This window comes from Paenibacillus aquistagni (assembly GCF_900177815.1).
In the GTDB taxonomy this organism is placed as follows: domain Bacteria; phylum Bacillota; class Bacilli; order Paenibacillales; family Paenibacillaceae; genus Paenibacillus_B; species Paenibacillus_B aquistagni.
The window spans coordinates 1,511,319-1,525,764 of record NZ_FXAZ01000001.1; the positions used below are offsets into that span (position 1 = coordinate 1,511,319).

16 protein-coding genes are annotated in these 14,446 nt (G+C 47.6%); 9 read left to right on the forward strand and 7 right to left on the reverse strand.

Features of this window, described 5'->3' with window-relative positions:
• The first annotated feature begins 43 nt into the window (after positions 1-43).
• Entirely contained in the window at positions 44-595 is a 552-nt protein-coding gene (locus B9Y93_RS07075) for a PadR family transcriptional regulator (protein ID WP_085493593.1), read from the forward strand.
• A gap of 106 nt (positions 596-701) precedes the next feature.
• On the opposite strand, the gene B9Y93_RS07080 is transcribed toward B9Y93_RS07075, so the two are convergent.
• Positions 702-1,265, reverse strand: a complete 564-nt coding sequence (locus tag B9Y93_RS07080) for a DUF309 domain-containing protein (RefSeq protein ID WP_176228864.1) — start codon at positions 1,263-1,265, stop codon at positions 702-704.
• Between the two features lie 147 nt (positions 1,266-1,412).
• Between B9Y93_RS07080 and B9Y93_RS07085 the strand changes: the two genes are divergently transcribed.
• The 7 genes from B9Y93_RS07085 to B9Y93_RS07115 all read left to right on the forward strand — a co-directional run bounded on the left by B9Y93_RS07085 (position 1,413) and on the right by B9Y93_RS07115 (position 5,966).
• Complete coding sequence (locus tag B9Y93_RS07085; protein ID WP_085493595.1) at positions 1,413-1,865, forward strand: hypothetical protein; 453 nt, start codon at positions 1,413-1,415, stop codon at positions 1,863-1,865.
• Entirely contained in the window at positions 1,865-2,152 is a 288-nt protein-coding gene (locus tag B9Y93_RS07090) for a DUF2653 family protein (protein ID WP_085493596.1), read from the forward strand. The genes B9Y93_RS07085 and B9Y93_RS07090 overlap by 1 nt, the downstream gene beginning before the upstream one ends.
• Before the next feature lie 469 nt (positions 2,153-2,621).
• A complete protein-coding gene (locus tag B9Y93_RS07095) occupies positions 2,622-2,855 on the forward strand; it encodes a 3-dehydroquinate dehydratase (protein WP_085493597.1) in 234 nt (77 codons plus the stop codon).
• Positions 2,856-3,115: 260 nt separating this feature from the next.
• Entirely contained in the window at positions 3,116-3,442 is a 327-nt protein-coding gene (locus B9Y93_RS07100) for a helix-turn-helix transcriptional regulator (protein WP_085493598.1), read from the forward strand.
• A gap of 149 nt (positions 3,443-3,591) precedes the next feature.
• Positions 3,592-4,275 (forward strand): response regulator transcription factor, encoded by a 684-nt coding sequence (locus B9Y93_RS07105; protein WP_085493599.1) that lies wholly within the window; start codon positions 3,592-3,594, stop codon positions 4,273-4,275.
• Between the two features lie 112 nt (positions 4,276-4,387).
• The gene (locus tag B9Y93_RS07110) at positions 4,388-5,251 is read left to right on the forward strand and encodes a class I SAM-dependent methyltransferase (RefSeq protein WP_085493600.1); all 864 of its coding nucleotides are present in this window, start codon (positions 4,388-4,390) and stop codon (positions 5,249-5,251) included.
• A 4-nt stretch (positions 5,252-5,255) separates the two neighbouring features.
• Positions 5,256-5,966, forward strand: a complete 711-nt coding sequence (locus B9Y93_RS07115; protein ID WP_085493601.1) for an RluA family pseudouridine synthase — start codon at positions 5,256-5,258, stop codon at positions 5,964-5,966.
• A 129-nt stretch (positions 5,967-6,095) separates the two neighbouring features.
• Here B9Y93_RS07115 and B9Y93_RS07120 read toward each other — a convergent pair whose 3' ends face one another.
• Positions 6,096-6,557 carry a MarR family winged helix-turn-helix transcriptional regulator gene (locus B9Y93_RS07120; protein WP_085493602.1) on the reverse strand — a complete coding sequence of 154 codons (462 nt, stop codon included), beginning with the start codon at positions 6,555-6,557 and terminating at the stop codon, positions 6,096-6,098.
• Between the two features lie 201 nt (positions 6,558-6,758).
• Here B9Y93_RS07120 and B9Y93_RS24520 point away from each other — a divergent pair, with 201 nt between their 5' ends.
• Positions 6,759-6,926 carry a hypothetical protein gene (locus B9Y93_RS24520; RefSeq protein WP_169028021.1) on the forward strand — a complete coding sequence of 56 codons (168 nt, stop codon included), beginning with the start codon at positions 6,759-6,761 and terminating at the stop codon, positions 6,924-6,926.
• 1 nt (position 6,927) lies between these two features.
• On the opposite strand, the gene gyrA is transcribed toward B9Y93_RS24520, so the two are convergent.
• The 5 genes from gyrA to B9Y93_RS07145 all read right to left on the reverse strand — a co-directional run bounded on the left by gyrA (position 6,928) and on the right by B9Y93_RS07145 (position 14,430).
• Positions 6,928-9,378, reverse strand: coding sequence for a DNA gyrase subunit A (gene gyrA / locus B9Y93_RS07125; protein ID WP_085493603.1), 2,451 nt, complete (start codon positions 9,376-9,378; stop codon positions 6,928-6,930).
• Positions 9,379-9,391: 13 nt separating this feature from the next.
• The gene (parE, locus tag B9Y93_RS07130; protein WP_085493604.1) at positions 9,392-11,383 is read right to left on the reverse strand and encodes a DNA topoisomerase IV subunit B; all 1,992 of its coding nucleotides are present in this window, start codon (positions 11,381-11,383) and stop codon (positions 9,392-9,394) included.
• Between the two features lie 223 nt (positions 11,384-11,606).
• Positions 11,607-12,596 carry an ABC transporter permease gene (locus B9Y93_RS07135; protein ID WP_085493605.1) on the reverse strand — a complete coding sequence of 330 codons (990 nt, stop codon included), beginning with the start codon at positions 12,594-12,596 and terminating at the stop codon, positions 11,607-11,609.
• Positions 12,589-13,569, reverse strand: coding sequence for an ABC transporter ATP-binding protein (locus tag B9Y93_RS07140; protein ID WP_097675939.1), 981 nt, complete (start codon positions 13,567-13,569; stop codon positions 12,589-12,591). The genes B9Y93_RS07135 and B9Y93_RS07140 overlap by 8 nt, the downstream gene beginning before the upstream one ends.
• Before the next feature lie 54 nt (positions 13,570-13,623).
• A complete protein-coding gene (locus tag B9Y93_RS07145) occupies positions 13,624-14,430 on the reverse strand; it encodes a GDSL-type esterase/lipase family protein (RefSeq protein ID WP_085493607.1) in 807 nt (268 codons plus the stop codon).
• Between the last annotated feature and the right edge of the window lie 16 nt (positions 14,431-14,446).

Consider the following 14,446-nt stretch of genomic DNA (forward strand, 5'->3'; position numbering starts at 1 on the left):
TGCTCATGCAGCCAGTCCTTCACGATCTACAAGGAGGTTGATTATGTTAAACACGCTGTCATACGGTCTGCTTGGCCTGCTTACTAGCGAATCAATGTCAGGATATGATTTGATGCTGCGCATCCAGCCTTTCTGGCAAGCAAAGCACTCCCAAATCTACCCGCTTCTCGCTAAGCTTGAGAAGTCCGGATACGTTCAGTATGAGCGGATTGAGCAACGAGACAAGCCCGATAAGAAAGTTTACACGATTACAGAAAAAGGCCGGACGGCTGTCATGGCATGGCTTGGCGAGCCGCCTACTGAAGCAACAACAAGGGATGAGCTTAGCCTGAAGTCTCAATGCATTTGGCTTGCTGACAAAGAGCTCGTGATTCCGCTGTTCTTGACAAGACGCAAGCAGCTCGATACGAAGATGGCTTATTACGAGAAGCTATTATCACGAATTTCTGAAGATGAACAGCATGTCCACTCCCCTAAGTTCGGCGATTATATTCTCCTCAATCGTGCTATTTCGGTTGCCGAAGCCCATATGAAATGGTGCAATTGGGTGGTCTCCATGCTGGAGCAGGCTAAAGAGCAAGAATCGAGTCAATAAGCGGTCGATGGACCATTCGCACATAGATTAGCTTTGCTGACAAACAAGCAGCCATCCTTGACAGTACATACTGTGATGGGCGGCTGCTTGTTTGTGTGTGTTCTAATCACATTTCCAAAGAATCAGGTGGAGAGCGCCGCAATGCCTCTTTCTTGGCCAACGATGCTTCCCGCGCTTCGATCACGTCTGTGCGATCTCGCTGGCTGTGGCGATGAATAATCGCCTCATCATGCTGCCACTCCCGATCGTGCCAATCAAGACCTATCAAGCTTGCATGCTCTACACATGCTTCAATCAATCGATGATCACACAGGGGCAGTTCAAGATACAAATCATAGGGAGGGGCAGCCTGAGCATGATGATTATGCTGAACCGCCTTGATTCGCTCCTCAACCAGCCCAGTCAGCTGGATTGGTTCTATTTTGAGACGCTGCCAAGCCAGATTGGGCATTGCCTCTAGAACACGTTCATACATGGTCAGTGCCCCTTTTGGATTGGCGCGCCGCTCATGGTACAATCCGACGGCAAGACGGATTAGAGACAGCCACAGCAGCTTCAATTCCGGATCCTGCTCTTCCTTCCATGCCTCCTCCATAATCTCGTGGCATTCAAACCAATCTCTTGTAAGATGCAGTTCAATTAAATAACGAATATAGGATTCAGGATACACACATCCACCCCCAAGATTACCAATTTCAAGAAACAAATAAAAATGTCTATGATTATTGTAACAACACCTAAACTTTTTTGAAACCAACCTGCAACTCTATCGTAGAAAACTAGGAAAAATCTTTTTTTCTTCATGAGGAGGAAGCACATGCGTAAATTAATGACAGCATTCTTGGCTGTTGCGTTACTTTTCACTTCAGTAGCCGTCGTAGCCCCTGATGTAGCAGACGCAAGACGTGGAGGATTCAGCTCGGGTACGAAGAAGTTCAACACAACACCGAAGAAGAGCACAACAAACTCCACGAACACGAACCGCAGTGACAATGTGAAGCAGTCCAACTCCACTAGCAATACGTCATCCACGACTCGTTCTGGCGGACTATTTGGCGGCAGCAGCTTTATGAAGGGCATGATGCTTGGCGGTCTTGCCGGCATGCTGTTTGGCGGATTGTTCGGCGGCATGGGAATGTTTGGCGAGATTCTAGGACTTATGGTTAATGTCCTTGCCATTGTTATGCTGTTCATGCTCGTTTCCATGCTGGTTCGTAAGTGGCGCGAGCGTCGCAAGCCGGCTTCCAATGACGGCAGGTGGAATGGCTAATGCTTACAATCTCGATGGACGAACTCGTTAATGCCATTTGCTTGAATATGGCGATGCGCAAGCAGGTACGGCCTGAAGATGTAGAAGTTGAGCTCTTGTGGGAAGAGGACCTCGGGTTCTCCACCAAGGTGACCATCCACGGGAGAGATCAATATCTCGTTGAAGCCAATATGCTTGAAGCGGTTGAGCAGTATGTCAATCGCGAATATGGCTATCGAGTATTTCGATCCGACATTAAGCTGCATGTAGAAGATGAGATGTGGGCGACGGTTGATATTCATCAATAGCCCGCCTTGTAACCATGCTTTGCAATTTCAAGGACTGTATTCCTGAGGCCATCCTTGGGGGTACCGTCCTTTTTTTATTTTGTCATGCTTATTATTATAGATTGAATGCATCATTGGCCCCAAGAATGTTCCTCAATTATCCGTTTCATCATCTCTTCATCATCAGGAATACAACGGAGCATTGTCCGTTCCTAAGCTTACCGATCTCTGCATATAGATCGTGCTGTTTGCTCCATATTGCATGTGCTAGCTGATATCCATATATATTTCAACCCACAGCAACTCTACCAATTCGTCCATAAGCTTAAATTTCTTTAAGGTAATCATAAAATCCTCATTTTCTTCTCATTTTCCTCAAAAAAACTGCCGAATGTAACAACTTTGTTGCCTGTTTTTAAGATTCATTTAATGTTCAGGCTCTATGATAGAGTCATAGCATTAGTTCACCTTAATTAGGAGGTAGTTAGTCATGAAAATGGTCTATATTGAATTTCAAGATCGTCAAATTCCCGTATATTGCACAAACGTGTCCCACAAAAATACATTCACACTACTTAAGGAAGCGTTGAACAACAAATGGGTAACCGGCAAGCGCGCAATTAAGACATGTCTCGACACACTCATCAGTATCGAAATTGTGGGTTCAGAAGCAATTCTCCACTCCAAGCGAGAGTATGATTCACTTGCTTTATCCTTGTACTAAATGGCTTCATCGCACTACTGGCCTGGGCGTATACTGCACTTCCATCATGGTTGATTCGGCAGTCACTTAAGATCAATAGCTACACAAGAAGACAAAGCGGTGCTCCATCACCTTTAAGGAGCATCGCTTTTTTGCGTTAAATCGACTCTGTTTGAGGGGTTATCTATAACAATTGCTTGACACGATACAATTTGTATCATAATCTACATGTAGAGGTAGATTTCTAGAATGACTGAACTTTAGCGAAAGGAAGTTAAACCATGTCTTTAGGTAAACGATTGCGTCAACTGAGACGACAGCGCAAATGGTCTCAGGAGCAGGTAGCCCGACAGATTGGTGTCACCAGATCCGCATACAGTCATTATGAAATTAACAGTAGACAGCCCGTCTACGATACAATTTGTAAACTATCTGTCTTGTTTGAGGTATCTATTGATTATCTAATCAACCCAGATATTGAGGATGTTGAGCCCGTGAAGACCAAAATCCTTCTGCAGTTGTGGCAAGCCATGGATGAAGTGGACAAGGATCATACACTAAATATGATGGCCCATGTGGTTAAGCAATCTACTGCCGAAGAGTACTAACTTACTGTTTATGAGGCAAGTTCCTCCGAGCTGTCACTCATGCTGCGAACAAGCTGCTGTATGTTGAACCGCATACTTTTTGCCCCAAACATTGTCAACATCTGTAAATATTCGCTATAATAGAGGGCATGCGGAGGTGAATACAAGAAATGCATGATCAAAACATCGTTGTTGCAGATCATGACAAGGAGACCATATCGATCCTGTCATTATTCTTAACACGAGAAGGCTATCAGGTTGCAGCAGCTGACAACGGGATAACTGCCCTTCAGCTTATACATGACATAAAGCCTGATCTCATTATTTTAGATACGCAATTGCACGGTTTGGATGGCATGGCTGTATGCAAGGAAGTGCGCAAGACGTCCAATGTTCCGATTATGTTTTTAAGTTCTGACAGCAAGGATGAAGCTATTATTCATGGTCTTAGCATAGGTGCGGATGACTATATGACCAAGCCTTTTAGTCCTAGCCAATTAGTGGCGCGCGTCAAGGCTCATCTTCGAAGACAGCAGCATCCGCATCTGAATCACCAGCTGTTATCCTTCCCAGGTCTGGAGATCGATCGAAGCAGCTATACCGTCAAAGTTGACGGTACGCTTATCTCCCTTTCCTGCAAAGAATTCGACCTGCTCTGTCATTTGGCCGAATCCCCCAATAAAGTATTCAAGCTCGAGCACTTATACCAACTGATATGGAACTCAGAAAGCTTTGGCGACACCCGAACACTCATGGTACATATCAGCAATCTTCGAAAGAAAATCGAGAAGGATCCTACCAACCCACGTTATATCCTAACCGTCCGAGGTGTTGGGTATAAATTTTCCTATTAATCCTCATGATACGTTTGGTCGCACTCCCCTATACACTTGAATAGCTTCAACGTCCAATTTGTAGTACAATAACGGTTAGTGAATTTTCAAGGTTAGGATGGATGCATTCGTGATGTATATGGCTCAAGACTGGAAAGATTATGAGGTTATTGATACAGGCAATGGCGAGAAGCTGGAACGTTGGGGAGATGTCGTATTAAGAAGGCCTGACCCACAAATTATTTGGCCGATTGAACATGAATCCAAGCAATGGTTTCAAGTGCATGGCCATTACCACCGCAGCCGCTCTGGCGGAGGCCAATGGGATATGAAAAAGCCGATTCCTGATCGTTGGACGATTGGCTATCGGGATCTAAAATTCTATATTCGCCCGACGAGCTTTAAGCACACCGGGTTATTTCCGGAGCAAGCTGTAAACTGGGCCTGGATGATGGACAAGATTGCGGCTGCTAAGCGTCCGATTAAGGTCCTTAATCTGTTTGCGTATACGGGTGGCGCTACGACTGCCTGTGCCTATGCAGGAGCAGAAGTGGTACACGTTGATGCTGCCAAAGGGATGGTGCAATGGGCCAAAGAAAATGTCCAATTGTCCGGTCTTGGCGATCGACCCGTCCGCTTTATTACGGATGACGTATTCAAATTTGTGCAGCGTGAGCAGCGTCGCGGGAACAAATATGATGCGATCATTATGGATCCTCCTTCCTACGGCCGCGGTCCTGGCGGAGAGACATGGAAGCTTGAGCAGAGCTTGTATCCGTTCATTGAATCGTGCATGAGCATCATGTCCGACAACCCGCTCTTTATGCTGATCAATTCCTATACAACAGGTCTATCTCCTTCCGTGCTTGATAACATGTACCAGATGACCATGAAGAAGCGCTACGGGGGACATATTCACTGTGGAGAGATCGGCTTGCCTATTACTCAATCCGGCCTTGTGCTTCCTTGTGGGATTCTAGGTCGCTGGGAGGCTTAGGAAGATGAGCCTGTCAACAGAGAGCAGGATTCCGATTCTGTATGAGGACAATCATATACTTGTGGTGGAAAAGCCAGTCAATATTCTCTCACAGGCGGATTCGACTCAAGATGAGGATATGCTAAGCCTGCTTAAAACAGATCTAAAGCTGCGTTATCATAAGCCAGGCAATGTCTATCTCGGGCTTGTGCATCGCTTGGATCGCCCGGTAGGCGGCGCTATGGTGTTTGCCAAGACATCGAAGGCGGCTTCCCGGCTGTCTGACACGGTGCGCAAGCATGAGCTTGGCAAAGAGTATGCCGCAGTCGTTCATGGCACGCCCTCGCAAAAGAATGGCACACTTGTCCATTCGCTGCTCAAAAATGAACGTACCAATACCGTTAAGGCCGTTCCAAATGGCACAGCAGGCAGCAAGCTGGCCAAGCTCGATTATGAGACAATCGGTACTCATGAGCAGTTATCATTAGTCCGAATTCATCTTCATACAGGACGGCCGCATCAGATTCGCGTGCAGATGAATGAGATCGGATGCCCGCTGTACGGAGATCAGAAGTATGGCGCTCAGGTCAACCGGGCTGGCCAGCAGATCGCATTGTGGTCGATCAAGCTCTCCTTCCCTCATCCAACAACGAAGGAATGGATGACCTTCTACTCTGCTCCGCCTGAGGCATATCCTTGGAATCAATGGACAACATCGAATTGGCTGCAGAGCTAGGCAGCTCTTGATTGAAGGTCGAGATCAGGGAGTTATCCCCTTCTCGACCTTCTTTGTTGTGCAGACATAAGCATTCCTGCCTTCACAACACCTTATGAAAGGGCTCTCACAAATGTCTTTACTCAACTATTAAGAATGGGAACTAATCGTCTCTGCAGAGGCTTCACGGTTTGCAGACGATGAAGGGGTTGCGGTCAGCTTATTCAGAAGCAGCAGTAACAGCTGTTGATTATGTAAAGAGATTCTATCCAATAAACTGTTCCAATACGTCTCGCGTATGGAGATGCCTCGCTTCATCTCCTGCTCGCCAAAGGCTGTCAGGCTGACCCATACAATTCGGCGATCGGCTTGGTCACGCTCGCGCATAATGAGCGCATTTTTCTCCATTCGATCCAACAGCGTCGTTACCGCAGCAGGTGTTGTCGCTAGATGCGGAAGTAAATCAGACGGCTTGACACGACCGTACTCCGCCACATGCTCCAGTACGATCAGTTGGCTTTCGGTCAGACTTGGCGCAAGAGCATCGTCCATGACACTCTTATATTCCTTCGTAAGTTTGGACCATTGCTTCGAAAAATCATTCGCGTACATTGTCATCCTCCCTACTGCATATCCCAAATCTCCAAAAACAACTAAATTATACCACACTTATGTATGGTTGGACATCCTCCCATGTTCGCTGCTGCAGCACAATCTTTAGACAAGCCTCGTCACCAACATCAGCAATCTTACATATGATGCATGATAGGCATCTGTACCAATGGATCTTAAGCACTAAGGAGGTAGGTTCACATGGAAGATTGGAAACGCAACCTGTTCGAACAGGCGCTCGCCACCGGAATAGTCAAAGACCCACAATGGCTGGATCGTCTGAACGAACCTGCTCCACTGTGGGTCATCTTGGATATCGCGCTTAGGCTTAGGGATCAGATCGATCCGCCTAATCGTCCTTATGATTAAGTTAAGTCTGTACCGGCTTGGTTACTGCAAATGCTTCAACGATCGTCTCGCCCTTGTCAAGCGTAACGGCCGATTTGCCGATTGATTTGCGATCCATTAGCGATGCATGCTCTGTAATCAGATGGTGCACTTCATGCTGAGAAGTAAGCATCGTAATCGTATAGGCTTCCCTTGAATAGAAGGCGCCAACCAGCTTGGAGCCGTTAGGCTTCACTCGCTTGCCTTCCTTGAATTCGAAGGTTTGGATTCCCTTCCCTCCACGTCCTTGGGTAGGATAATCAAGCAGCAAAGAGCGCTTGCTCCAGCCAATATCGGAGATCACGGTAACCTCTCCTTCATCTCCAGCAACAAGCATCGCGGCAACGATCTCGTCCTCATCCTTCAATTGAATGCCCCGAACACCGCCAGCTGCGCGGCCCATCGGATTAATCTCTGCTTCTTGGAAACGAATAGCCATTGCATCCTTCGTAACAAGCAAGAGCTCATCTGTACTTGTTGACGACAGCACCGTCAGCAGTTCGTCTCCCTCCTGCACCTTACATGCAACTACAGCCGCAGAACGGTTCGTCTCATAATCCTTCAGCATCGTGCGCTTCACTTGTCCTTTTCGTGTAACGAAGAGGAGTGATTGCTCTGCTTGATCGAAGTTTTTGACAGGAATAACCGCTACCACGCGATCTTCCTTGGCAAGTCCAATCACATTGACAATCGCTGTCCCGTTGTCCTTCCACTTGAATTCTGGAATCTGATGAACAGGCAGCAGGAAGTATTGGCCGCGCTGGGTAAAGATCAGCAGCTTATCCAGCGTGTTGACTTCATATATGATGCGGATGTGGTCGCCTTCTTTTACCCCAGACGCATCCCAATCGCCGCCAGAGCGCGTAAAGCTCATCTGGCTTGCCCGCTTCACATAACCATCATGAGAATACGTCACGATGACATCTTCCGCATTGACGAGCACTTCAAGATTGACTTTGATCTCCTCGACCTCGCCTTGAACGTCCGATCTGCGATCAATGCCGTAGCGGTCTCTAATCTCAGCCAGCTCTTTTTTGATCACATTCAGCAGCTTGCGCTCGCTGTTTAGTATCGATTGGTATTCCGCAACCTTTTTCTGAATTTCATTCAGCTCTTTCACCAAGGCTGTCAGCTCAAGGTTCGTCAATCGATACAACTGCAGCGCCAAGATAGCATCCGCTTGACGTTCTGTAAATCCGAACTGGTTCATCAGATTCACTTGAGCGTCCTGACGGTTCTTAGAAGCCTTAATCGTTGCAATAACCTCATCGAGCACATCAAGCGCCTTCACGAGTCCTTCTAGGACATGAGAACGATCAGATGCCTTATTCAGGTCATAGCGTGTTCTTAAGGTAACAATTTCGCGCTGGTGATCCACATATGCCTTCAGCATTGGCAGCAGCCCTAATTGAGACGGCGCTTTATTCACAATCGCAACCATGTTGAAGTTATACGTCACTTGAAGATCCGTTTTTTTCAACAAATAGTTTAAGATGCCTTGGGCATCCGCTTCCTTCTTCAGTTCAACGACAATACGAAGCCCATCACGTCCACTCTCATCCCGCACCTCGGCAATGCCGTCTACTTTCTTCTCAAGACGCACATTGTCCATCGCCGTGACCAGACGAGATTTAACGACTTGATAAGGGATCTCCGTGATCACAATCTGCTGCTTGCCGCCGCGCAGATCCTCGATCTCTGTCTTGGAGCGAAGGTAAATTCGTCCCTTGCCTGTGCGATAAGCTTCCTGAATCCCGCTCTCACCCATAATGATGCCGCCGGTAGGAAAGTCCGGGCCTTTGACTATTGACATGATCTCTTCGAGCTCCATGCCTGGCTTATCAATATAAGCTATACACGCGTCGATAACCTCACGCAAATTGTGAGGTGGAATCTCTGTTGCAAAGCCTGAAGAAATCCCGCTTACTCCGTTGACTAATAGATTCGGAAAGCGTGATGGAAGGACACTTGGCTCTTCCTCCGTATTATCGAAGTTCGGACGGAATTGCACCGTGTCCTTCTCGATATCGCGAAGCAGCTCCATTGCTATAGGAGACAAGCGCGCTTCCGTATAACGCATTGCAGCTGCAGGATCATCGTCAATCGATCCCCAGTTGCCGTGGCCGTCAACAAGCACATGCCCCATCTTCCAGGGCTGAGCCATTCTGACCATGCCGTCATAGATGGACGAGTCGCCATGGGGATGGTAATTCCCCATCACATCCCCTACCGTCTTGGCGGATTTGCGATATGGCTTGTCTGGTGTATTGTTTGACTCGTACATTGCGTATAGAATTCGCCGCTGAACCGGCTTAAGGCCGTCGCGCACATCCGGAATCGCGCGATCTTGAATGATATATTTCGAATAACGACCGAACCGATCCCCTACCACATCCTCCAAGAACGCGGGTTTAAACTGTTCCGACACACTCATATCTCTCACCCTTCTATTCTTCGAACTCCGTGAAGTCTACATTCTCAACGATCCAGCGCTTGCGCGGCTCCACTTTATCTCCCATAAGCGTGGACACTCTGCGCTCAGCCTTTGCCGCATCCTCAATTTGAACTTGCAGCAGCGTGCGCGATTCAGGGTCCATCGTGGTCTCCCACAGCTGGTCTGGATTCATCTCGCCAAGACCTTTGTAGCGCTGCAGCTCAATCTGGTTGTTGAACTGCTTCATATAGCTGTTCAACTGCTCTTCGGTCCAAGCATACCGTACCGTCGTGTGCTTGCCCTTCTTATTGGTGATCTTAAAGAGCGGCGGCTGAGCAATGTACACGCGTCCTGCATCGATCAAAGGCTTCATGTAGCGATAGAAGAACGTCAGCAGTAGCACTTGAATGTGGGCACCATCGGTATCGGCATCGGTCATAATAATAATTTTTGAGTAATTGCTGTCTTCGATATCAAAGTCAGCCCCTACTCCAGCACCGATGGCATGAATAATGGTACGGTACTCATCATTTTTCAAAATATCAGCAAGCTTCGCCTTCTCCGGATTGAGAGGCTTGCCCTTGAGCGGCAATATCGCCTGCGTCTTCGAATCACGTCCCTGCTTCGCTGAGCCTCCTGCTGAGTCACCCTCTACGATAAACAGCTCGTTGCGGCTGTAGTCCTTCGATTGAGCAGGGGTTAGCTTTCCGTTCAGGTTCGAGCTCTCACTGCGCTTTTTGCCTGTGCGGACTTCTTCGCGAGCTTTACGTGCCGCTTCTCTCGCTTTGGAAGCTTGAACGGCTTTCTTGACGAGCTGCTGTGCGACCTGCGGATTCTCCTCCAAGAAGATGCTCATCTGCTCCGACACCACAGCATCAACTGCACCTCGCGCCGTCGCGCTTCCCAATTGGTCCTTCGTCTGGCCTACGAATTCAACCTCCGACATTTTGATGTTCACAACGGCCATCATGCCCTCACGAAGATCGTTGCCGTCTAGGTTCTTGTCTTTTTCTTTGAGCATGGCATTTTTGCGGGCATACTCATTCATGACGCGAGTATAAGCGGTTTTGAATCCGGTCTCATGCGTACCGCCGCCGCGTGTTGGAATCGAGTTGACAAAAGAAGCGATCGTTTCCGTATAGCCATCGTTATACTGAAGCGCGATTTCAACCTCGATCTCGTCTTTATCCGCAGCAAAATGAATCACATCATGAAGAACATTTTTATCCTCATTAAGATAGCGGACGAATTCACTTGCACCGCCTTCATACAAGAATATCTCAGCCTTGCCCGTTCGCTCGTCCTTCAAACTCACCTTCAAGCCTGAATTCAAAAACGCGATTTCCTGCAAACGCTCATAGAGCGAATCAAAATTCACATTAATATTGCCGTGGAACACTTTTTTGTCCGGCTTAAAGGTTATCTTAGATCCCGTTCTATTGGTATTGCCGACAATCGTAAGTCCCGTTACCGCCTCACCTACATGCTCCTTCCCATCTGGATCAACCCAAGATTCGAAGCGCTGCTTATGAATTTTGCCATCACGGAATATCTCTACCTCAAGCCATTCAGATAAAGCGTTCGTTACCGAAGCACCTACACCGTGGAGGCCTCCTGACTTCTTATAGCCTGCTCCGCCGAACTTTCCTCCGGCGTGAAGCATGGTGAAGACAACCTGCGGCGTAGGAACCCCTGTCTTATGTAATCCGGTTGGAATACCACGTCCATTATCCCGCACCGTAATGGATAGGTCTGCATGAATTGTTACATCAATAACAGAGCAATACTTTGCCAGATGCTCATCGACTGCGTTGTCTACGATCTCCCATATGAGATGATGAAGTCCCGAGGAGCTTGTACTGCCTATATACATCCCCGGTCTCTTACGAACCGCGACAAGCCCTTCGAGCACTTGAATGTCGTCAGCACCATAATCCGAGCCCTGCTGAACTGCTGCTCCATTCTTATTCGGCTGCTGACCGAACAAATCGATCTGTTCGACCATTCGTGCTCCTCCTCAACTAATCAATGTATTTCCATATAAGCGTTATGTTCGATTCTGCCCAAGCAAGCTCCTTTCATCCGCTTGATGGACAGCATTCTCATAATGCTCATATAGTTGTATAAATCCGTCAGCAAAAGAAAATCTGCCGCATCTGGACTTTTTGGCCTTTATCGCCGCGTCTTCTCGTCCAAATGCAAACAGATGTTTCGCATTCTCGTCTATTTTAATTCAACATGTCCTGTTTCGTAAAGACGCGGAATGCAATCAACAGTGCAATTACTCCCCAAACCGCAAGCACGATCAAGGAAAAGCCCAGCGTCATCCCCTCTACGGGAGGCGGACTTCCAGCCAAATAGCTGGTCAAGTTCAAATTAATCATGAACAAATATTTGGCAGTTGGCCAAGAAGAAGCCATATTGTATAAAATAGAGCCTGCGATCAATACTGCCATCAAGGTCACAATGCTTGCCGCAGTGCTGCGCACAAGCACGGATACCATAAACGACAGTGCTGCCACAACGAGGCTCGAAAACCAAATCAATCCACACTGCATGAGAAGATACAGCCAAGAAGGCATCATATGTACAGACTCCACATGCACGTCTGATCCCGACAGATTAAATCCCGAGAATAAAGGAAAGCTCCAGCCGCCATAGCCAAACACCGCGCCAGAGATCAGATATGAGAGCAGTGCAGTCGCGAGGACAATGATCCCCGAGAACAGCATGAGCACGATCCATTTGCTCATTAGAATCTTCCAGCGACGTACTGGCCTAGTAAGCAGCATCTTAATTGTACCAGTCGATCGTTCAGAGGATACAATATCACTAGCAATCGCCATAATCAATAGTGGGATGAACAAAGTAACTGCATTATCCATGAACGTTCTGGTAAAAGTCACGCCGTTCGGCTCATTTGGATTCACATCATGATCCAGATAATATTGAAGCTGCTGAATCATAATCCGCCGCATCGTCTTCCATTCTTCCGGAATGCGATCACTGCCAAGCGTATTTTGATAATCTGCTATTTGCTGAGTGATCTCGCGCCGCCAATCTTGATCGAACTTCTCCCGGCTGTTCTGAGCGATCTTCATCTGCGCATAGGTGAAGACGGGTATTAATACCACAAGGATGAGCAATATGACATAAAAGCGCTTTTTCTTCAGCACCTTTAACGTTTCATTGTGTATAAGTGCCAGCATATTAATCAATGCCTCCCCCTTCCGTCATTTCAAGGAAGAGCTGCTCCAAGGTTGGAACGACACGCTGAATCCCCTCAACTTCCATTCCAGCAGCAAGCAAGGCTTGATTGACCTTTGCAATTAGATCGGTATTCATCTCTGTAATGATATAGTCCTCAGGCAGGCCAAGCAGCGCGGTTTCATCGATCATGCCTTCATGAGGCTGTACAAGATGTACGCCATCCTGCTGCTCAAGCAGCGCTCGGGCACGCTCAGGTGATTTGGTCATCCATATGACGTATTGATTGCGTCCCACGAGCAGATTCTCCACATCATCAACAGCCAGCACTCGGCCATGATTAATGATAGCGACTCGGTCACACATCAGCTGGATTTCACTTAGCAGATGGCTGGATACAAACACCGCCATGCCTTCGTCAGCGAGTTGCCGAATAAAAGTGCGCAGTTCTTTAATTCCCAGTGGATCCAATCCATTCGTAGGCTCGTCCAATATCATAAGCCGCGGCCGCACCAGAAGCGCTTGGGCAATGCCAAGCCGCTGGCGCATCCCAAGCGAATAGTTTTTCACCTTATCATGGATGCGCTTTGCCATTCCTACGATGTCCACAACCTCATGAATGCGGGTTTCATCAATGTCTGGAACCATTCGTGCAAACTGCTCAAGATTCTCCCATCCCGTCAAAAAACTGTACATCTCGGGATTCTCCACAATGGCCCCTACAAAACGAAGGCTTTGTTCTGGATCTCGATTAACATCGTAGCCGCAGACCGTGATCTTCCCTGATGTAGGCTTAATCAGATCAACAAGCATCCGAATAGTAGTCGTCTTTCCCGCTCCATTCGGGCCTAAGAAGCCAAAGATCTCACCTGCTCTAACCTCAAAAGTGACATCCTCAATAATCCATTTGCGGCCAATACGCTTTTTTAGCTGCTGAACGGATAATACCACATCGCGCTTATCTTCATGCAAGGATGTTGTCATCAACGGGCTCCTTTCCATTTCTCATCCGTTATCCATTCTCACAATCTATCGTCATTAGGGCAGGCTTTGTACAATTCGTGTCGCGATTGCATCATAGCCTGTACCATTCGGATGGAAATGATCTGCTGCGATGTATTTATCGATATTATGCTCAAACAGATCCTGCGTCGGGATCATCAGCATATTGGCGTCCTCATTCATAAATTCCTTAGCCGCATGATTCCATCGCTCGACAACACTGCTGCCGACCGTGCTCATTTCCTTTACATTGGAAAAGGGATTGTACAATCCGACAAACACGATTAAAGCATCCTTATTCGTTTCACGTATTTTGTTCAGCACTTGCTTTAGCGAGCTAATACTTTCATCGGCTTTTTTGTTCAAATATTCAATATTCAATTGAGCGGAACTTAACTGCTCGGATTGAGCCCCCTGAAACAAATCGTTGCCTCCGATGGTCAAAAGCACGAGATTGGCTTGCTTTAAGCTATACCCGATGTGCTCCTCATCCAAACGTGTGACTAATTGGTCCGCGCGAAGGCCATTGATCGCTAGATTGTTCAAGAGCTTCGCTTCACGTTTGTGCTTCTCAAGCATCTCTACCGTGCGTCTCACATAGCCTTTGCCGGTATCATCCCCTGTGCCTCTCGTCAGAGAATCCCCAATGGCAACAATTCGATATTCTGCTTTACTGTTATCCACAGGTACCTCAGGCGTGCTCGCAACCGGCTTCTCCGTAAATGGCACTGAGCCGGGATGCAGTACATTCGTCACCCCAAGAATGAATCCAGTGAGCAGCAATACGGAACTTAGACATCCGATCAAAGCAATGATGGACCAGAGCGATCCCTTACGCTTCATCCATTCTCCCCCTAGC